15 protein-coding genes are annotated in these 20,567 nt (G+C 58.3%); 5 read left to right on the top strand and 10 right to left on the bottom strand.

Features of this window, described 5'->3' with window-relative positions; all coding sequences use genetic code 11:
* Window positions 1-64: 64 nt before the first annotated feature.
* From proY to AAGR22_RS06030, 7 genes are all read right to left on the bottom strand, one after another.
* Window positions 65-1,423 carry a proline-specific permease ProY gene (gene proY, locus AAGR22_RS06060; protein ID WP_067705189.1) on the bottom strand — a complete coding sequence of 453 codons (1,359 nt, stop codon included), beginning with the start codon at window positions 1,421-1,423 and terminating at the stop codon, window positions 65-67.
* A gap of 68 nt (window positions 1,424-1,491) precedes the next feature.
* On the bottom strand, window positions 1,492-2,814 hold the full coding sequence (gene brnQ / locus AAGR22_RS06055; RefSeq protein ID WP_067705186.1) for a branched-chain amino acid transport system II carrier protein: 1,323 nt from the start codon (window positions 2,812-2,814) through the stop codon (window positions 1,492-1,494).
* A gap of 404 nt (window positions 2,815-3,218) precedes the next feature.
* Window positions 3,219-4,322, bottom strand: a complete 1,104-nt coding sequence (locus AAGR22_RS06050) for a cobalamin-independent methionine synthase II family protein (RefSeq protein WP_345830919.1) — start codon at window positions 4,320-4,322, stop codon at window positions 3,219-3,221.
* A gap of 232 nt (window positions 4,323-4,554) precedes the next feature.
* Window positions 4,555-5,487, bottom strand: a complete 933-nt coding sequence (locus AAGR22_RS06045) for a phosphate ABC transporter substrate-binding protein PstS family protein (RefSeq protein ID WP_067705182.1) — start codon at window positions 5,485-5,487, stop codon at window positions 4,555-4,557.
* Window positions 5,488-5,501: 14 nt separating this feature from the next.
* Window positions 5,502-6,818, bottom strand: coding sequence for a phosphate regulon sensor histidine kinase PhoR (gene phoR, locus AAGR22_RS06040; protein ID WP_345830917.1), 1,317 nt, complete (start codon window positions 6,816-6,818; stop codon window positions 5,502-5,504).
* 21 nt (window positions 6,819-6,839) lie between these two features.
* A complete protein-coding gene (gene phoB, locus AAGR22_RS06035; protein ID WP_345830915.1) occupies window positions 6,840-7,529 on the bottom strand; it encodes a phosphate response regulator transcription factor PhoB in 690 nt (229 codons plus the stop codon).
* A 2-nt stretch (window positions 7,530-7,531) separates the two neighbouring features.
* A complete protein-coding gene (locus AAGR22_RS06030) occupies window positions 7,532-7,849 on the bottom strand; it encodes a hypothetical protein (RefSeq protein ID WP_345830913.1) in 318 nt (105 codons plus the stop codon).
* 1,041 nt (window positions 7,850-8,890) lie between these two features.
* Here AAGR22_RS06030 and sbcD point away from each other — a divergent pair.
* The 4 genes from sbcD to AAGR22_RS06010 all read left to right on the top strand — a co-directional run bounded on the left by sbcD (window position 8,891) and on the right by AAGR22_RS06010 (window position 15,420).
* On the top strand, window positions 8,891-10,123 hold the full coding sequence (sbcD, locus tag AAGR22_RS06025; protein WP_345830911.1) for an exonuclease subunit SbcD: 1,233 nt from the start codon (window positions 8,891-8,893) through the stop codon (window positions 10,121-10,123).
* A 75-nt stretch (window positions 10,124-10,198) separates the two neighbouring features.
* Window positions 10,199-13,873 carry an AAA family ATPase gene (locus tag AAGR22_RS06020; protein WP_345830910.1) on the top strand — a complete coding sequence of 1,225 codons (3,675 nt, stop codon included), beginning with the start codon at window positions 10,199-10,201 and terminating at the stop codon, window positions 13,871-13,873.
* A gap of 47 nt (window positions 13,874-13,920) precedes the next feature.
* Window positions 13,921-14,784: an alpha/beta fold hydrolase gene (locus AAGR22_RS06015; RefSeq protein ID WP_345830908.1), complete on the top strand. Its 864-nt coding sequence runs from the start codon at window positions 13,921-13,923 to the stop codon at window positions 14,782-14,784.
* Window positions 14,785-15,006: 222 nt separating this feature from the next.
* The gene (locus tag AAGR22_RS06010; protein WP_082804136.1) at window positions 15,007-15,420 is read left to right on the top strand and encodes a cell envelope integrity TolA C-terminal domain-containing protein; all 414 of its coding nucleotides are present in this window, start codon (window positions 15,007-15,009) and stop codon (window positions 15,418-15,420) included.
* A 166-nt stretch (window positions 15,421-15,586) separates the two neighbouring features.
* Here AAGR22_RS06010 and AAGR22_RS06005 read toward each other — a convergent pair whose 3' ends face one another.
* Entirely contained in the window at window positions 15,587-16,621 is a 1,035-nt protein-coding gene (locus AAGR22_RS06005; protein WP_231877608.1) for an AraC family transcriptional regulator, read from the bottom strand.
* A 289-nt stretch (window positions 16,622-16,910) separates the two neighbouring features.
* A complete protein-coding gene (locus AAGR22_RS06000; RefSeq protein WP_345830907.1) occupies window positions 16,911-17,915 on the bottom strand; it encodes a phosphotransferase in 1,005 nt (334 codons plus the stop codon).
* A gap of 234 nt (window positions 17,916-18,149) precedes the next feature.
* Here AAGR22_RS06000 and eat point away from each other — a divergent pair, with 234 nt between their 5' ends.
* Entirely contained in the window at window positions 18,150-19,514 is a 1,365-nt protein-coding gene (eat, locus tag AAGR22_RS05995) for an ethanolamine permease (protein ID WP_067705166.1), read from the top strand.
* A gap of 50 nt (window positions 19,515-19,564) precedes the next feature.
* On the opposite strand, the gene mak is transcribed toward eat, so the two are convergent.
* Entirely contained in the window at window positions 19,565-20,473 is a 909-nt protein-coding gene (mak, locus tag AAGR22_RS05990; RefSeq protein ID WP_067705164.1) for a fructokinase, read from the bottom strand.
* Between the last annotated feature and the right edge of the window lie 94 nt (window positions 20,474-20,567).

Below are 20,567 nucleotides of genomic sequence, written 5' to 3'. Positions count from 1 at the left end.
GGTTCTTCTCCACCCGGCGGGGAGTGACAACCGGGCGACGCATTGCTGTCGTCGATGGCTGAGATTAATGAGCGCTGACTTTTTTCTTCACAAACAGCCAGCTCACCAGCAGCAGCGCGATCCAGCCTACCCCAACATACAGCGACACGCGCGTATCGGGAAAGTAGCCAATCAGGCCGATAATAAAGGCCAGCGACAGCACGCCTACCATCGCAGTGAACGTACCGCCAGGCATGGCAAACTTCAGCGCCCGCGCCTGCTCTTTGCTCAGCGTCCGGCGGAAGCCAATTTGAGCGAAGAGGATCATAATCCATACCCAGACGGTGGCGAACGTCGCCAGTGAAGCGATCACCAGAAACACCTTGCCCGGCATCAGATAGTTAAGATAGACCGCGATCAGCATAGCTAACATCATCACCAACACGGTTACCCAGGGGATGCCGCGCCGCGAAACCGTGGCGAACATTTTTGGCGCATGCCCCTGTTCAGCCATACCATGCAGCATGCGGCCCACGCCGAATACATCACTGTTGATGGCCGACAGCGAAGCGGTGATCACCACAAAATTCAAAATAGCCGCAGCGGCAGCGATACCCATATGCTGGAAGGTCAGCACGAAGGGGCTACCATCAGTGCCGACCTGATTCCAGGGGAAGATCGACATAATCACGAACAGCGTACCCACGTAGAACACCAGAATACGCAGCGGGACGGTGTTTATCGCACGGGGAATAGAGGCTTCAGGGTCTTTCGCTTCACCGGCGGTGATACCAATTATTTCTATCCCGCCATAGGCAAACATCACAATTTGCAACGACAGCACCATACCGATCACGCCGTGCGCAAAGAAGCCGCCGTTAGTCCATAAATTATGGATGCCGGTCGCCTGACCGCCGTTACCAATACCCCAGAAGATGATACCGATACCCGCCACGATCATGATAATAATGGTGGCGACCTTAAACAGCGACAGCCAGAACTCCACCTCGCCAAATACCTTTACGGTCGCCATATTGATGGCGCCGATAATCAGCACCACGCTCAGTACCCAGATCCAGTGCGGGACGTCCGGAAACCACACGCCCATATAGATGCCGAAGGCGGTCACGTCGGCAATAGCGACAATCAGGATTTCAAAGCAGTAGGTCCAGCCGGTAATATAGCCAGCCAGCGGCCCCAGATAGTCCTGCGCGTAACGTGAAAAAGAGCTGGCCTGGGGGTTATTCACCGACATCTCGCCCAGCGCGCGCATAATAATATAGGCGATAGCCCCGCCGATGATGTAGGCGAGGATAACGCTCGGACCGGCCATTTTCATTGCATCAGCCGAGCCGTAAAAAAGCCCGGTACCAATTGCCGATCCCAGCGCCATAAAGCGAATGTGTCGGGTACTCAGTCCCTTTTTGAGCGTATTTTTTGTCATTTCTCTGCTTCCGATCCTGCTACATTTGCCTCCCCGACGCATTGACGACGGGGAAGACGGATGATCGATTACTGTTGCGACACGTGAGCGGGTTGGCCACCGCGTACGCGGTCATAGATAGCGGCCACGACCAGCATAGCCAGTGAAGGCGGCAGCCATGCCAGCCCCTGCTCTGCCAGCGGAAGATGCTGGGCAAAAGCGGGCAGCATGGACGTCAGCTCACCGGCCTTGATCGCATCAATAATGCCGAACAGCAGGCTGATAAGCATCGTTGGCGCGATAATGCGACTGCTTTTGTTCCACCAGTTCAGGGTAAAACTCAGCAGGATCAGCACGATACAGGGCGGATAGATACCGGTCAGCACGGGGACAGAGATGCGGATCAGATGGCTCAGGCCAAGGTTAGATACCAGCATCGAGAACAGGCCGAGAATAAATACCAGCTGACGGTAGGTCAGCGGCAGATACTGCTCAAAGAACTCCGCGCAGGCGCAGGTCAGGCCCACTGCCGTTACCATACAGGCAACAAAGATCAGCGCCGCCAGGAAGGTGCTTCCCATGCCGCCAAAGGTCTGCTGCACGTAGGCGTGAAGGATAGCTGCACCGTTAGCGCTTTGCTCAACCAGTCCCGCGCTGTTGGAACCCAGCTTGAACAGCGTCAGATAGACCAGCGTCAGGCCCACGCCGGCAATAAGACCGGCCATAACGGTATAGCGCGTCAGCAGCTTAGCTTCACTGACGCCGCGCGAGCGGGCCGCATTGACAATCACAATGCCGAACACCAGCGCACCGAGGGTATCCATGGTCAGATAGCCATTGACGAAGCCGGTGGAAAAGGCCGCCTGTTGGTAAGCGTCCGTCGCCGGTGCCACCCCCCCGGCAGGCCAGATCAACGCTGCAATTCCCAGAATGGCCAGCGCCACAATTTTCAGCGGCGCGAGGACATGACCGACGGTATCGAGCAGCTTACCGGGATAGAGAGAAATACCGATAACCAGCGCAAAGTAGATCAGGCTGTAGATAAACAGCGGTAGCGGGCCGTCACCGGTCAGCGGGGCGATACCCACCTCGAAAGAGACCGTAGCGGTGCGCGGTGTGGCAAACAGCGGACCGACGGCCAGGTAGCACACGGTCGCCAGTACCAAACCGGCGGCTTTGCCAATCGGCGTGCTGAGTGCGTCGATGCCGCCGCCCACGCGCGCCAGCGCAATGACCGTAATCACCGGCAGGCCGACGGCGGTAATCAGAAAGCCTATTGCTGCGATCCAGACGTGTGCGCCCGACTGAATACCCACCATAGGTGGAAAAATAATATTACCTGCCCCCACAAACAGGGCAAAGGTCATAAAGCCCAGCGCGAGGATGTCTTTAGAAGATAATCGATTTGTCATAATCAGCGAAGCTGCCTGTACTGGTGTTAAGTGGAATCGTGATGTCAGAAATATCGCCCCGTGTGCGCTGAAAACACCGCCTTATCAAACCGATACAGGGAAATATATTGACCCAACGTCGCTCTGGCAGCGAATGTACGCTGATTTTGGTTTTCTAACGGGGGATAATGTAAAAACGGCGCTAAGTAAACCGTTTATAGCGGAGAAAGGCAATACGGGATCGGGAATGCAGAGTGATATAGCGTAAAAAAAAGCTTATCCAGTGAATCAGTTCAGTTTATCGGCTGGTTGCCTTACATGATTTGTATGATTTGCATGCAGTCCAGGGGGTTTTCCTGCATTACCGCCCGCTTAAATGCACAAAAGGCGCACCCGGGCGCGCCTTTATGACCCTTTGCGGTGTTTTACCAGACGTCTTTAGCGATATCGACCACCAGTCGCAGCTTTTCCCACTGTTGCGCTTCGCTCAGGCTGTTCCCCTCTTCCGTAGAGGCAAAGCCGCACTGCGGGCTGAGGCAAATCTGGTCGAGGCTGACGAACGGCGCGGCTTCCGCAATACGTTTTTTTACCGTCTGCGGATCTTCCAGCTCACCCGTTTTGGTGGTGATCAGCCCCAGCACTACCTGCTGCCTGCCCGGTTTGATAAAGCGCAGCGGTTCAAAGCCACCGGAGCGTTCGTTATCGTATTCCAGGAAGAACGCATCAATATTTACGCTGCCAAACAGAATTTCAGCCACTGGCTCATAGCCGCCTTCCGAAATCCAGGTTGATCGGAAGTTACCCCGGCAGACATGCAGACCGATGGTGAGATCCTCAGGCTTGCCTTCGAGAGCCTTATTCAGCACCTGCGCATAGATGTGCGCCAGCTCTTCAGGGTCTTCGCCGCGCTCGCGGATTTGTGCCTTTTGGTCTTCGGAGCAGAGGTACGCCCAGACGGTGTCGTCCAGCTGCAGGTAGCGGCAGCCCGCGTTATAGAAAGCCTGAATCGCATCGCGATAGGTTTGCGCCAGATCGTCAAAATAGGCATTCAGATCGGGATAAACGGTGGCGTCTATCGCCTTACGGCCGCCGCGGAAGTGCAGCACGCTTGGGCTGGGAATGGTCATTTTCGCGATGGCATCGCCGCTGATGCTGTTCAGATAGCGGAAATCTTCCAGCATAGGATGCTGACCAAAGCCCAGCTTGCCCGTGACGCGTACGCTGTGTGCTTTGGTCTGCACGCCGTTAAACTGAATACCCTGCTCTGATTCATAAAGCTCCACGCCCTCCAGGCCATCAAAGAAATCGAAGTGCCACCAGGCGCGGCGGAATTCGCCGTCGGTCACCACCTTCAGGCCGCTGGCGCGCTGATGTTCCACGACGTCACGGATCGCCTCATCCTCAATACGACGCAGCTCTTCGGCGTTGATCTCACCGTTCTGGAACTGCTCACGTGCTTTTTTGATTGCGGCGGGACGCAGAAAACTGCCGACCACTTCGGCACGGTACTGAGCGGAATCTCTTTGCATGTTAGGTTACTCCTGGCCTGCGCGCACGGCGCATAATTTACCGGTGAAATAGTTACAACGGGTTACTTTTAGACTTCTGGATGTCTATATGTCCAGACGCAAGAATGTCATGAGAAAGTTTCAGGCGCAAACGAGGAAAATTCATCACAGGTGAAAAAAATTCACTTTGGGGAGGGTCGGGTAAAGCTGCTGGCTTACAACCGGACCCGTTGCCTCAAGCCGGGGATAACCTTTACTTCGTGGCCAGCCCGGCCAGCCTTAGCGCTTCCAGACGCTGTGCGTCAGAAAGCGGCAGGTAGCCAGCCCGACTCACCTGCGCCTGTCCCTGCGGTGAAAGAATATGCCGCAGAAAGGCGGCAGTCAGCGGTGCCAGCGGCTGGTTTGGCGCCTTATTGATGTAGATATAGAGCGGTCTGGCCCAGGGGTAGCGCCCACTGCGAATATTCTCTGCGTCAGGCGGGATCCAGTCATTCCCCTCACGCGCAATGGGCAGCGTTTTAACCCCGCTGATATGGCTACCCATGCTGGCATAGCCGATACCGTTCAGCGTGGCGGCAACGGCCTGCGCGACCGCCGCCGCACCGGGATACTCCCCGACGTCATTGCGAAAATCACCGTGGCAGAGCGCCTGCTGCTTGAAAAAACCCCAGGTTCCCGAGGCGGAGTTGCGGCCAAAACGCTGTAGTGCCCGCGTTTGCCAGCCGGGCTGGGTCAACCCGAGATCACCCCACTGACGGATGATTGCAGTATCGCCACAGCGGCGGGTAATGGAAAAAATTGCATCGAGCTGGCGGGTATTTAGCCCGGCCAGCGGATTATCCTGATTCACCATCACTACCAGCGCATCCATGGCAACCGGCACGGCGAGGGGCGGATAGCCGTAGCGGGTTTCAAACAGCTGACGCTCCCCCTGCTGCATTGGGCGACTCATTGCCCCCAGCTGAGCCGCCCCGGCTGCCAGCGCGGTAGGCGCAGTTGAGGAACCGGCTGCCTGAATCTGCACGTTCACGCCGGGATACTGACGATTAAAACTCTCTCCCCACAGCGCCATCAAATTACCCAGCGTATCCGAACCTACGCTGCTCAAATTACCCGCCAGCATTCCTTCGTTTGCCCGGGCCAGCAGGCTAAACAGCAGCAGCCCGGCAATAATCAGCTTTTTCATTATTGTTATCCGCATCAGTGATGAAGGGCATTCTGTGATGATTCAGCGCTGACAAGCAACTCCGGCGGCAGGACAAAACTGAAGCAGGTCTCTTCTCCCGGCTGGCTGCGTATTTCCAGACGACTGTGATGATGACTCAGCGCATGTTTTACAATAGCCAGGCCCAAACCGCTGCCGCCCGTTTGTCGCGATCGGGCTTTATCCACCCGATAGAAGCGCTCCGTCAGGCGCGGAATATGCTCTGCCGCAATGCCCGGGCCGTTATCCTTCACCCTGAACTCAGCCCCTTTCGCAGTTTTCAGCCATGCAATGTCAATCCGTGTGCCGTCCGGCGTGTGGTTTACCGCATTGTAAACCAGATTAGAAAATGCGCTGTGCAGCTGCTCCTCATTACCGTAAACCCACAGATGAGGATCGGTGGAGAACTGCAACAGGTGACGTCCCTGACTGAGCGTGGCGGCTTCCACCTCCAGCCGCCGCAGCATCGCGGGTATATCAACCTGCTCGTCCCTTCCCTGCGCCGGTGCGGCTTCAATACGGGCCAGCGTCAGCAGCTGCTTCACCAGCCCATCCATACGGCGGGTTTGGTCCTGCATAGTCTGTAATGCTTTCTGCCGCCGCACGCCTTCCATCTCTGACGTTTCCATCATCTCCAGATAGCCCCCCAGCACCGTTAACGGCGTACGCAGTTCGTGACTGACGTTGGCAAAAAAGTTGCGCCGCGCGCCTTCAAGCTGGTGCATCTGCGTGACGTCCCGAGCCACCAGGAGCCACTGCCCTTCGCTGTAGGACATTACGCGAAATTCAAGGTGACGCTGACTGTTAAGCACCAGCATCAGCGGGCGGGTAAATTCGCGCTGGCGCAGATAGCGGGTGAACTCAGGATAGCGCAGCAGGTTGAGGATATTTTGTCCGTTATCTTCGGGCCAGCGCAGACCGAGCATCTGCTGAGCGAGGCCGTTGCACCAGAAGATGCTGCCCTCTTCGGTGGTCAGCACCAGCGCATCAGGCAGTGATTCGGCGCCGCTGCGAAAGCGTTTGATCAGATGGCCCAGTTCGCGACGTCGACGGCGGTTTCGCGCCTGCATCTGGTAAATACCGTAAAAAAGGGGTTCCCAGCTGCCGCGCCCACCTGGCGGCGTCATGCTGCGGTCGATCCACAACCAGTGCGAAAGACGAAGGATGTTGGCAAAATGCCAGCCCAGCAGGGCCAGCACGGAGAGCAGCAGCAGCCACGGCAGATAGCCGATCAGCAGGCTGAGAGCCAGCGCGGGCAGGCACGCCAGCAGCAGTTCAAGCAGTAATCTCTTCCAGGAGAGGCGTTCCAGCACGGTGGATACTCCGTTGCGAGATCAGTAGCGTGAGGAAAAACGGTAACCTGTGCCGCGCACCGTTTGCACCATGCGATCGTGCCCGGTAAGTTCGAGCGCTTTGCGCAGTCGGCGAATATGCACATCAACGGTACGATCTTCGACGTAAACGTTAGTGCCCCATACGTGATTAAGCAACTGTTCACGGCTGTAAACGCGCTCGGGATGGGTCATAAAGAAGTGCAGCAGCTTATATTCCGTCGGCCCCATTTCAACGGGCTGGGTATCGGACATCACCCGGTGGGAGGAGGGATCCAGTGTCAGTCCCTGCATTTCGATCGCTTCTTCCACCGCCATCGGTGAAATGCGGCGCATGACCGCTTTGATGCGGGCGATAAGCTCTTTTGGTGAGAATGGCTTGGTGATGTAGTCATCGGCTCCCACCTCAAGGCCCCGAACGCGATCTTCTTCTTCGCCGCGCGCCGTGAGCATCATGACCGGTATATGTCGGGTCATGGCTTCACGCTTCAAGTGCCGGATGAGCTGAATGCCCGATCCGCCGGGGAGCATCCAGTCCAGCAGTATCAGGTCGGGCCAGGGTTCAATGAGCAGGTTGATGGCGCTGTCATAGTCTTCTGCTTCAATCGGTTGATAATCATTTTGTTCCAGAACGAAACAGAGCATTTCACGGATGGGGGTTTCATCTTCAACCACCAGAATGCGCTTAGCCATTATTACTCCTGCTGCGGTAACGGGATGTCATTGAGACTCGCGGCGTTATTATGCGTCACTTTTATGACATATTTATGAAAAAAGCCCCAGCCCCAGACGCAATTATGCTGCATGGGACGAATATCTGCGCTGCCGGTGGATAATCCCTGCGGGTGACGGTGAGTTGTGCAGGCTGGGATTTTTGCTTTGTCGGTGGATAATCCCTGCGGGTGACGGGCGTCCTCGCGCCAGGCTTTGCCTGGTGCCTTTGGCTCCGGCTCCAGGCCGGACGGCCCGGTCGCGAGCGGGCATCCCTGCCCGCCGCTCCCTGAGTGCAGCATCCCTGCTGCCCTCGCCTGGCCTTCCGTCTGCGCCGCAGCGCTGCGGAATGCCCGTCACCCGCAGGGATTATCCACCTCTCAGGCTTCCGGGCCGCTTTAAGTAAAACCGTTTATCTGTCCGCAGGCTGCTGAGCTGCTCCGGTAAAAACGTTTATCTGTCCGCGGGCTACTGAGCTGCTCCGGTAAAACCGTTTATCTGTCCGCAGATTTCATAGCCTATCCCCGTTAAGGTTTGCTCTCGCGCAGGATTCGGCTCACTTTTCGATTTAGTTTTTGGTACCGCTATTTAGGTCATTTATCTGCACCATGAAAAAACCAGTCAAAATAAACTGAGCACTCTCAGTCTTCTGATTTTCTTCATATCCCAACTATTTTGGTCATTGCATATTTCCTGTACGCATTCATATCTGACGAAGAGTTTCCGGGAATCTCCGACACCGCCCTTAACCGCAGCCAGCACAATGCAATAAGCCGACGGGTGGGGCCCGGTGACAGGCAATCCGCAGCGCTGAGCGCAGGGAGGAAGACCCGGATGGGCCAGCAGGGAGGCTGGCACAAGGGCATGTCGGGACAGGGATGTCACGTCATGCCCGGTCCGAAAGGTCGACGAGCGGAGCGAAGGCACCGCGCAACGCGCGGCGCGAGGACCGCCTGTCACCGGGCACCACCCGTAGGCAACACCCCAAGGCTGTGCAGCATCGGGCACCACCCGTAGGCGACACCCCAGGCCTGTGCAGCACCGGGCACCACCCGTAGGCGACACCCCAGGCCTGTGCAGCACCGGGCACCACCCGTAGGCGACACCCCAGGCCTGTGCAGCACCGGGCACCACCCGTAGGCGACAGCACTGAGTCTTTGCAGCCCGGCACCACCCGCAGGCGACAGCACTGAGCCTTTGCTGCACTGGGCACGTAACACAATGCATTGCGCCCCCGGCGCGATAAATTACCGCTTTATCAACCGGGTTATCCCTTTCAGGCTGGGGTTTTGCCGCGCGACGTTTATAATCGGCGCATCGGGTTTGCTGACCAAAGGATTTTCATGCGCATTATTCATACCTCCGACTGGCATCTGGGACAGTTTTTCTATACGAAAAGCCGTGCGCCCGAACATCAGGCTTTCCTCGACTGGCTGCTGGTACAGGCCGTTGAACAGCAGGCTGATGCTATTATTGTCGCTGGCGACATCTTCGACACCGGATCGCCGCCGAGCTATGCGCGTGAGCTCTACAACCGCTTCGTCGTGAAGCTGCAACAGGCGGGTTGCCAACTGGTGGTGGTGGGCGGAAACCACGACTCCGTTGCCACCCTGAATGAGTCCCGCGAACTGCTCGCCTGCCTGAACACCACCGTTATCGCAGCAGCCAGCGACACCCCAGGCGAGCAGGTTCTGCTATTGAAAACCCGTGACGGCCAGCCAGGCGCCCTGCTCTGCGCCATCCCTTTTTTACGCCCGCGTGATATCACCCTCAGCCAGGCCGGGCAGTCGGGCCATGAAAAACAGCACTCCCTGCTGGAGGCCATCACTCAGCACTATCAGCAGTGCTGGCAAGAGGCGCAGGCACAGCGCGAAGCCCTCGGCCTGTCGCTGCCGATTATTGCCACCGGACACCTCACGACCGTCGGCGTGACTAAAAGCGACGCGGTACGCGACATCTATATCGGATCGCTGGATGCGTTTCCGGCGCAGGCGTTCCCCCCCGCTGACTATATCGCGCTGGGCCATATCCACCGCGCGCAACGCATCGCCAACACCGAACACATTCGCTATAGCGGCTCACCTATCCCACTGAGCTTTGATGAGCTGGGTAAGGAAAAAAGCGTCTTTATCGTCGATTTCGCTGACGGGAAACTGAGCCGCGTCGAACCGCTGACCATTCCCCTGTATCAACCTATGCAGATGATCAAAGGCACGCTGGAAGAGATTGAGCACCAGCTGGCGGCAATTGAACCTCGCGAGGATGGCAAAAAGGTGTGGCTGGATATTGAGATTGTTACCCAGGACTGGCTGAATGACCTGCAGCGCCGTATCCAGGCGCTGACCGAGCAGCTGCCGGTTGAGGTCGTGCTGCTTCGCCGCAGCCGCGAGCAGCGCGAGCAGACCCTCGCCCGCCAGGATAACGAAACGCTCAGCGAACTCAGCGTGCAGGAGGTTTTCGCCCGCCGACTGGCGTCAGAGGAAGGGAGAGACCCCGGGCAGCTGGCCCGCGCCAGCCTGCTGTTTAGCCAGACGCTGGCAGAAATGGAAAATGAGGAGCCTTCATGCAAACTCTGAGGCTGGCTGAACTCCGTCACCAGGAACCGTCATGAAAACGCCAACGCTGGCCAAAATAAGTCACCGGGAATCGCTATGAAAATCCTGACGCTGCGCTTTAAGAATCTGAACTCGCTAAAGGGCGAGTGGAAAATCGATTTCACCGCCGAGCCGTTCGCCAGCAACGGTTTATTTGCCATCACCGGCCCGACAGGTGCCGGCAAAACCACCCTGCTGGATGCCATCTGCCTGGCGCTGTATCACGAAACGCCCCGGCTGGGTAAGTTATCTAACGCGCAAAACGACCTGATGACCCGCGATACGGCGGAGTGTCTTGCCGAAGTGGAGTTTGAAGTCAAAGGTGTGGCGTGGCGTGCGTTCTGGAGCCAGACCCGCGCGCGCGGCTCAGCAGAGGGAAACCTTCAGGTGCCCCGGGTCGAGCTGGCCCGCTGCGACGATAACACCATCGTTGCCGATAAGGTGAAGGATAAGCTTGAGATGCTCACCGCCCTCACCGGGCTGGACTTCGAACGTTTTACCCGCTCAATGATGCTCTCGCAGGGGGAGTTTGCCGCATTCCTCAACGCCCCTGCCAACAAACGCGCAGAGCTGCTGGAAGAACTGACGGGCACGGAGATCTATGGCCGGGTTTCGGTCAGCGTCTTTGAGCAACATAAGCGCGCCCGCGCCGCGCTTGATACTCTTCACGCCAGAGCCAGCGGCCTGTCCCTGCTGACGGAAGATGAGGTTACGCAGCTAACCGGGCAGCTCCAGCAGCTTGAAGCAGAGGAGCAGGCGCTTACTTCACTTTCGCACCAGCAGCAGCATCTGCTTAACTGGCACCGCCAGCAGATGGCGCTAACGGATGCCGTTACCGCCGCCCGTGCTGAGCACCAGCTCTCTGAAGATCGCTGGCTGGCGGCCCAGGCCGAGATGGGTAAACTCACACTCGCGGAGCCAGCGGAAAAGCTACGGCCCCTCTGGCAGCAGCGTAACCAGCTCAGTCAGGATACTGACAGCCTGCAACAGCAGTTGCAGGTGCTGTCCACCCGGCAGCAGCAGGCTCGCGAAAGGCTGGAAAGCAGCACTCAGGCGCTGCAAAAAGCCGAAGAAGCTCAGCGACAGCACGAAGTGCAGCGTCAGCAGCAGGAAACGCTGATTACAGATACGGTCGTGCCGCTGGATAACCGCTTAGCGACGCTGGGTCAGCAAAAGGAAGAACTGACAAAAGAAGTCAGTGAGTACCAACACGCGCTGACGCAGCGTCGCGCAGCCCTGCAAACCAATCATCAGGCGCAGCAGGATAAACTCGCCCGGCAGGCACAGTATCAGCAGTGGCGGACGGATCATGTACGACTGGCCGACTGGGGGGAATCCCTGCAACCCTGGCGGATGCAGTTTGAGCAGCAGCACCAAAGTGAGCAGGCGCTTACTGCGTTACAGCAGAGTCGGGTTGAACAGCAGCATAGCGTTGCCGCCCTACAGCAGCAGCTCGATCGGCTGGACCTCACACTTCGCCCGCTGCAACAGCAAAGCGAACTCGCCCAGCGCAAAGTCAGCGAAGCTGAGCAGCACTGCGCCACTCTTCAGCAGCAGTTTCCCGAAACGGCACTCCAGGCCAAACTGACTACGCTCCATCAGCAGCGCCCACTTCGACAAACCCTGGCGCTGCTGGTGCAGCAGTGGCAGCAGCACGCCGCGCGTCGTCAGCGAACGGATGACGCGCAGCAGGCTCTGCAGCAGCAGCTGGAGCAGGCAGAACAGCAGCTACAGCGCTTACGCCGCGACTGGAAAGAGAAGCATCAGCACCAGCAGGATCTGGATACGCGCTACAGGCTTGAACAACGTATCGTTAGCCTGGAACAGCACCGCGCGCAGCTGACTGCCGGGCAGCCCTGTCCGCTGTGCGGGGCCTGCGAGCATCCCGCCATTGCCGATTATCAGGCCCTGCAGCCCTCAGAAACACAGCAGCGCCTCGCGCAGCTCAGCGCTGACGTGCAACTGTTGCACGACCAGGGGACGGCGAAAGGCGTGGAAGTCAAAAACCTGACGCAGCAGGCCGAACGGCTTAAACAGGAACGGGAAGAGGCAGAGGCCGAAGCCATCCGACTGCACAGCCAGTGGCAGACTACCGCTGACGCGCTTTCGCTGTCACTGGCACCGGAACAGCAGCCGTCGGTAACGGCGTGGCTGGACGAGGAGGAGCAGCAGGAAATCACGCTTCAGGCGCAGCTCACCCAGCTTCAGCAGGCTGCCCGAACGCTGCAGCAGCATAAGGATGCGCTGATTCAGCAGCAGAACCAGCTTAACGCTCTCCAGCAGCAGCGGCAGCTTACCGAACAGCAGCAGCTTACTGCGACCCAGACGCTGAATGAGCGCGAGCAGCGCCTGACGCAGGCGCAGCAACAGCTTGACCATCAGCGTGCTACGCTGGCCGCCTCGCTCAGTAAATGTGGGCTAACGCCGCCAGAAAACGGCGAGCATCAACGCTGGTTAACACGCCGCGAAGAGGAATGGCAGCAGTGGCAACAGGCGGAGCAGGCGCTAACTCACCTTGGCCCTGAGCTGGCCGCGCTGGCTACCCAGCAGCAGGCGCTGACCGAAGCCATCGATGACAGGCAGGCCAGCCTGGAGGGGCTGGAAAAGCGCCTTCAGGCAAAAACTGCCGAGCTGACTGAAGTCAAACAGCAGCGTCACCGTGCCTTCGGCGAGCAGCAGACGGCGGAGGTGCAACAGCAGCTCAGACTTACGTCAACGCTGCGAGCGGAAGCCTGTCAGGTTCTGCAACAACAGTGGCAGCAGCAGCAAAACCAGTTAAATACCCTGACCGGACAGCATAATTCACTGACTGAGCAGTTATCTACGCTGGCCGAACGCCTGGCACAGCGGGAGCAGGCCTTTAATACGGCGCTGGCGGCCAGCCCTTTTAGCGACGAAGCTGAGTTTACTGCCGCCCTGCTGGACGAAGAGCATATCCAGCGGTTGCAGATCCAGCATAAACAGCATCAGGCACGGCTACAACAGACCGCCACCCTGCTGCAACAGGCAGAGAAAAACCTGGCGCTGTGGCTGGAGACCCGGCCGGAGGCGTTTCCAGAGGATGCCAGCAGCCTGCCGGGCGCGGTCGACGACACGGCGCGGGCGCTGCGGGAAAATGCCCAGCGCCAGGGTGAAGCGCGTCAGCAGCTCAACAGCGACGCGGCCCGCCGACAGCAGCAGCAGGCGATGCTGAATGAAATCGCCGTCAGCGAACGCCAGGTTGAAGACTGGGGCTGCCTCAATGACCTTATTGGCTCCAGCGGCGGCGACAAATTCCGCCGCTTCGCCCAGGGGCTGACGTTGGATCACCTGGTATGGCTGGCAAATAACCAGCTTAACCGTCTGCACGGACGCTACATGCTACAACGCAAGGCAGGTGAAGCGCTGGAGCTACAGGTGGTGGATACCTGGCAGGCCGACGCCCTGCGCGACACCCGCACCCTTTCCGGCGGAGAGAGCTTCCTGGTGAGCCTGGCGCTGGCGCTGGCGCTCTCCGATCTGGTCAGCCACAAAACGCGCATTGAGTCGCTGTTTCTCGACGAAGGCTTTGGCACCCTGGATGCGCAAACCCTCGACACGGCGCTGGATGCGCTGGATGCGCTAAATGCCAGCGGTAAGACCATTGGCGTGATAAGCCACGTCGAGGCGATGAAAGAACGTATTCCCGTTCAGATAAAAGTACGTAAAATGAACGGGCTGGGCTACAGTAAGCTGGAAACCCCCTCGCATTAATATTGCGGAGGCGGGTCAGAAAGCGTTCACTTAAGGAGAAGTAAACCATGGAAACCATCAGTCATCAGCTCGACAACGGCATTGCCCTGACGCTCAGGAAACCCCTCTCTACGCTGGGTAATCTGCCGGTCATTATCCTCTGCCACGGCTTTTGCGGCATTCAGGAGATCCTGTTACCGCCCTTTGCTGAAGCTTTTACCCGGGCAGGATTTTGCACCGTAACCTTTGACTACCGGGGCTTTGGGGCCAGTGCAGGCGAGCGTGGGCGTCTTGAGCCCGCCATGCAGATCGAAGATATTCTTACGGTTACCGACTGGGTGAAACAACATCCTTTCTTTAACAATCAGCGTATCGGCCTGTGGGGCACCTCCTTCGGCGGCTGCCACGTATTTGGCGCGGCGGCGGATAACGCCGATATCCGCTGTATTGTCAGCCAGCTGGCTTTTGCCGACGGCGAGGATATCGTTACCGGGCACATGTCGCCGGAGGAGAAGGAAGGGTTTATCGCCACGCTAACGAAAATGGCAGATAAAAAGCGCGCTACGGGTAAAGAGATGTTCGTTAACATCACGCGCGTGCTAAGCGATGAGGAATCAAAGGCATTTTTCGAGCAGAATAAGACGCGCTATCCGGCGATGGATATCAAGATCCCCTTTCTCACCGTCCGGGAAACGCTTCAGTATAAACCCGCGGAAAACGCCGCGCGCGTCACCTGCCCGACGCTGGTCGTGGTGGCCGGCAAGGATAACGTTAATCCTGCCGCTCAGGGGCAGGGCTTGTATAACGCGGTAAAAGCGACCGATAAGCAGTTTTATTGTGAAGAAAACGCCCGCCATTATGACATCTACAGCGGCGCGCATTTTGACAGCGTTATCCAGGTCCAGCTCGACTGGTTCAATAAGCACCTGTAACTGACGGCGCATGTCCGGTAAAGGATCGCTCCTGGCGCGATCCTTCTTTTCATCAGGATCGCAATCATACCGGGCGATCCTGCATCCTGTTCATCGTGCATCCTCCCGGTGCGACCCGCGAATAATCTGTAAATTCCCCGACAGCCGCGGATTCCCCTGTCAGCCCCTCGCTAACGCGGTAAACTGATGGGTAACATCGAAATTTTGCTATCAGGGTGAAAAATGGCATCAAACGGGAACCGGTCCGCACTTATCGCGGCGGGAATGGCGGGTATGTTGCTGCTGCTGGCGGGATGTCAGTCAGCGCCAAAAGACAGATCGTCGCTGGCAGACTGGCAGGCTCAGGGAAAGAAAATCTGTGCAACCCGCAGCAGCATTCCACAGGATGCATGCGTGTACAGCTACATTATGCGTGAAGGGATCCAGTCTGAGTTTCCCGAAGCCGCCCGCTATAAAGGCCGTCAATGCACGCTGGAAGTAGAGTATGGCAAAAACCACCGTTATAGCGTGCTAAGCACCGCTGGCGACGAAGCGCTCTGCCTGAAAGCCTGGAGCCTGGTCAGCAGTAACGGCAACCTGCCGCCACCGCCGCCCGCCCTGTCAGGCAAAAACATTGTCACAATCGCGCCGCGCTGATGAATACGACCGCCGGGATGGCTGACCGCGCAGGTATCATACGTTGTCGCGTGCTCGCCTGGCCGGCTGCGCGAATGCTGCGGCTCCTGGATCCTGTCTCGCTAAGCTGTGCGTAATACCGCTCCACGTTGCTACGTACGCGGATTGCACTGCCTGAGAGCGCTATTTAGCTGGCCAGCTCATCCTGACGCCACTGGCGGGGGCTGATGCCAAACCAGCGGCGAAAGGCACGGGAGAAGGCGCTGACTTCGGAGTACCCCAGCAGCAGCGCCATTTCAGAAATCGGTAGCTGCCGCTGCTGAAGATAATGCGTCGCCATTTCACACCGCACTTTGTCCACCAGCGCGCTAAAGGTTAAACCCTCTTCACGCAGCCGCCGCTGTAGCGACCAGCTGGACATGCCCAGCTTCCCGGCGACGTCCTCCAGTACCGGTTCTCCCTTCAGCAGCAGCAGATGAACCTGGGTACGGGCGCGATCGGCAAGGCTCTGCTGCGGTGTGGCACGGTTCAGACGGCGAATCGCATCCTGCATCACCGTTAGCAGCATCGGATCGCTGTCCGGCATCGACCGGGTGAGATCTTGTTTGGCGATCAGCAGCGAGTTATAGGGTTGATCAAACCAGACCGGTGCATCAAACACTTTGCAGTGTTCATGCCACTGCCCAGGACGGGGATGCTCAAAATGCACTTCACGCGGTGCCCAGTGCTTACCGGCAACGTGGCGGATCAGATTCAGGAACATGCCCAGCGTCAGCTCGGCATCCTGACGGCGGCAGAGTATCGCGCCGTGGCGTACCTGATAGTCCAGACGCCAGCAGTCGCCCTTATCCACCAGACGGGTCAGCGTATTATGCTGATGATAGGGAAAGGCATTCACCACATTATGCAGCGCCTGCTCCAGGGTCGCGGAGCAGAGTCCCACGTAGCCTATCAGCCCCAGCGACTGTGGCTTAAACTGTTTGCCATAGTGCAGACCAAAGTTGTCAAACCCCGAGGCGCGCGCGGCCTCTTCCATCACCCGACAGTAGTTAACTAAGCCCAGGCTAAGCGTCGGGCTGGCCAGCTGTTCAGGGTCAATGCCGCTCATGCCAAAGATACGGTCGGCGTCGCCCCCCTTCTCGCTGATAAATTCGCTCAGGCCGCTGGCGGCGGCGGCCAGCACGCCCCGGTTGCATACCTCGCTGGCGTTCAGCGCTTTCATCACGGCGGGCTGTTTAATCAGGCCACTTTCCATCATCATCGCCTCAGCGTTGGGAACATACTGAGGGTGCAGCAATTATCGTACCAATGCGCAGACTACGGGAAAACAGTCGTTTACGCCGCTCCCCATCGGGGGCGGCACTGCCCTGGCGCGGCTTCTGCCCACCAGCAGTGCATCAGCAACGCAGGCAGCAGCGTTTCACTCAGCAACCAGCTATACGGCAGCATTAGCTGCACTTTCCCCGTCCCCCGGCTGTCAGCCTCTGCCCACGCCCAACCAGGGCCTGCCCTCATGCGCCAACGGGCAGTGCATCGGTTTCCAGATAGCGTCGGCACAGGCGCACGCTGTGATCTGCCCACTGCGGCCCCAGGCTTAGGGCCATTTCGGTCTCCGCATGGGATCCTACCCAGGCCAGCAGCTGGATCCGTCGCTGGATCAGCAGCGTCGGCACCAGCGCCATCTCTTCATCGCTGATGTGCCCTGCCCGCTCATAGCCGGTTATCCAGTGATCCACCCACTGGGCCGCGCGGGGATGATGCTCAACAAAGCTGATCGCCGCCGCCAGATCGTGGAGATACCAGCCAAAGCCGCAGTCGTCAAAATCGATCACCCGCGTTTCACCCTTATGGAGCAGCAGATTAGTCAGGCGCAGATCGGCGTGGATCAGTCCGTAGCGCGATCCCGCCTTACCGAAACGCTCCAGCGCGTTTCCCGCCTGCGTGATGGCCTGCTGTACCGTTTGATGATCGGTCACGCGCAGGCCGGGCGCGTCTTTCCAGTCACCCCAGTGGCTTTGTGGGCTGACCATCGTCTGGTGATCCCAGATAATGCGCTGGAAGCCGGCTGGCTTTTGCCAGCGCCTGCTGTGCTGATGCAGTCGGGCCGTAATCTCTCCCAGCTGCTGGAAGGCTCGGGGATCGACATCGGTCCCGGGCATCTCGCCGTCGATCCAGTGAAATAACACCGCATGGCGTTCGCCTCCGTCAGCAAGCGGCAGCGACTGCACGCGCTGCCCTGTTTCATCCGGCACGGCCTGGGGTACAACAATCCCGGTTTCGCGCAGGGCATCCAGCCAGTTCAGCTCGCTCTCAATATCGCCACGCTGGTGATAGTCGCCGCGATGCAGACGCAGGGCGTAGCGCGTCCCGGCGACCTCCAGCAAAAAGGTGGCATTTTCAGAGCGGCACAGCAGGCTCAGCTTCCCCTCTCTGGCAAAGGGATAAAGGCTAATCGCCCGTCGGGCCAGCGCCATCAGCGCGCTGTTATCAAGATGTTCAGATTGCCTGGCTGTCATAATGTGGCTCCCCTGTAGATGGGTGTGGGTTATCCGGCGTGGTGAGACCAGCATGGCAACCTGAAATCGGACAGGCTTGACGACGGACGACACTCTTTTGACTTTAGCGTGCATCCGGCGTTTTAGGCGGCAGGGAGTTGACCTCAGAGCACAAAATTGATCACGGCAGCGTCAAGTTTATTCACCGCTCCCGACGGCATTATCGACAGACACGCTTCTGACGGGGATATCGGTATGACAAGCACGTTAAAGCCCACCCTGGGCACCATACATCTGTGGGGGATTGCGGTAGGTCTGGTTATCTCCGGCGAGTATTTTGGCTGGAGCTATGGCTGGGGCGTAGCGGGGACGCTGGGCTTCCTAGTCACGACTCTGCTGGTCGCCACCCTCTATACCTGCTTTATATTCAGTTTTACTGAGCTTTCCACGGCGATTCCTCATGCTGGCGGCCCCTTTGCCTACAGTCGCCGCGCCTTTGGTGAAACCGGCGGGCTGATTGCAGGTATGGCGACGCTGGTAGAGTTTGTTTTCGCACCCCCGGCCATTGCCATGGCGATCGGGGCTTACCTTAACGTGCAGTATCCGCACCTTAATCCCAAATATGCCGCCGTGGGTGCCTATATTCTGTTTATGCTGCTGAATATCCTGGGCGTCAAGCTGGCAGCGATGTTTGAACTGGTGGTGACCGTGCTGGCGGTGATGGAGCTGCTGGTCTTTATGGGCGTGGTGGCTCCCGGTTTCAGCATGGCGAATTTCGTCGCCCACGGCTGGGCGGGCAGCGATCATCCCGGTATGACCGCCGTGTCCGGAATTTTTGCCGCCATTCCGTTCGCGATCTGGTTTTTCCTGGCGATTGAAGGCGCCGCGATGGCCGCCGAAGAGGCCAGAGATCCGAAGCGGACAATCCCGCGCGCTTATATCGGCGGGATCCTGACGCTGGTGGTACTGGCCGTGGGCGTGATGCTGATGGCAGGCGGCGCGGGTGACTGGCGCAGGCTTTCAGACATTAACGATCCGCTGCCGCAGGCGATGAAAATGGTGGTGGGCGAGCATTCGGGCTGGATGCATATGCTGGTGTGGATTGGCCTGTTTGGGCTGATTGCCAGCTTCCACGGCATTATTCTGGGCTACTCGCGTCAGTTTTTCGCCCTGGCGCGCGCGGGCTACCTTCCCGCTGGCCTTGCGAAGCTGTCCCGCTTCCAGACGCCGCATCGGGCCATCATCGCGGGCGGGCTGATTGGCATCGCCGCCATTTTCAGCGACGGCTGGATCAATTTGCAGGGCATGACGCTGACGGCGGCGATGATCACCATGGCGGTGTTCGGCGCAATTGTCATGTATGTAATGAGCATGCTGAGTCTGTTTCGCCTGCGCCGTACCGCTCCCGAGCTGGAGCGTAGCTTTCGCGCGCCGGGATATCCGATTGTACCGGGGATTGCACTGGTGCTGGCGCTGGTTTGTCTGGTCGCGATGCTGTGGTTTAACCCGGTTATAGGTGGGCTGTTTGTCGCCTTTATGGCGGTCGGTTATCTCTATTTCCTGATGACCAAAAAACAGCGTGACCGCGCCCCGCGCGACGCCATGCTGTTTGGTGAATAACGCCTGGACCGTCCTGGTAATGCGCGTAAAAAGGCTTTACGCGCAGTTATTTACTCAGCTGGCCAGAGCCACGCCGCGCCACGTACGCCGCTGGAGTCTCCGTGTCGGGCTTTGAGAATGGGCGTTTCGCATTCGCCGCCAAACACCCACTTTTTGATAAGCGGCGGCAGGGTCTGATAGAGACGATCGACGTTGCTCATCCCGCCCCCCATCACGATCACATCCGGGTCGAGAATATTCACCACCTGCGCCAGCGATTTAGCCAGCCGCAATTCATAGCGGCTTATCGCCAGTTCGGCCACCGGGTCCTGCTGCTCCAGCAGGCTGATAATATCAGCGCCCTTGCGTTTGATGCCGCTCAGGCGATGATAGTCGGTGCCAAAACCGGTGCCGGAAATATAGGTTTCGATACAGCCAGATTTGCCGCAGTAGCACGGGACTTCATCACGAAAGCGCTGCTCATCTTCATCCATCCAGGGCAGCGGATTATGCCCCCACTCCCCGGCATTGCCGTTGCCGCCCGCATGTGCCTGCGCGTTGAGCGCCACACCCGCCCCGCAGCCCGTGCCAATAATCACGGCGAAGACGGTCTGCTGGCCCTTAGCCGCACCGTCCACCGCCTCGGAAACCGCCAGGCAGTTAGCATCATTGGCAATACGCACCTCGCGCTGCAACATCCTGTGCAGATCCTTGTCCAGCGGCTGCCCGTTAAGCCAGGTAGAGTTGGCATTCTTGACCCGATGAGTATAGGGAGAAAGAGTGCCTGGAATACCTAACCCCACGCTGCCACGCTGTCCGGTTTTTTCCTCGGCCAGGTTCACCAGCCCGGTAATGGCCTCCAGCGTTTTGGTGTAGTCATTCCTCGGGGTGTCCACCCGATGGCGAAACAGCGTTTCTCCCTGTTCGGATAGGGCAATCACTTCGATTTTCGTTCCACCTAAATCAATTCCAATACGCACTGTTATTCCTCATTTTTTAGCGCCCGCCCCTTAACCTTAGAGAGGCATTAACCTAAAGGCAATGAAACGCTGCCGCCGATTCGCTATCATGCGC

This window comes from Erwinia sp. HDF1-3R, assembly GCF_039621855.1.
Lineage (GTDB): Bacteria > Pseudomonadota > Gammaproteobacteria > Enterobacterales > Enterobacteriaceae > Erwinia.
This window is presented reverse-complemented; position numbering and strand designations above follow the sequence as displayed.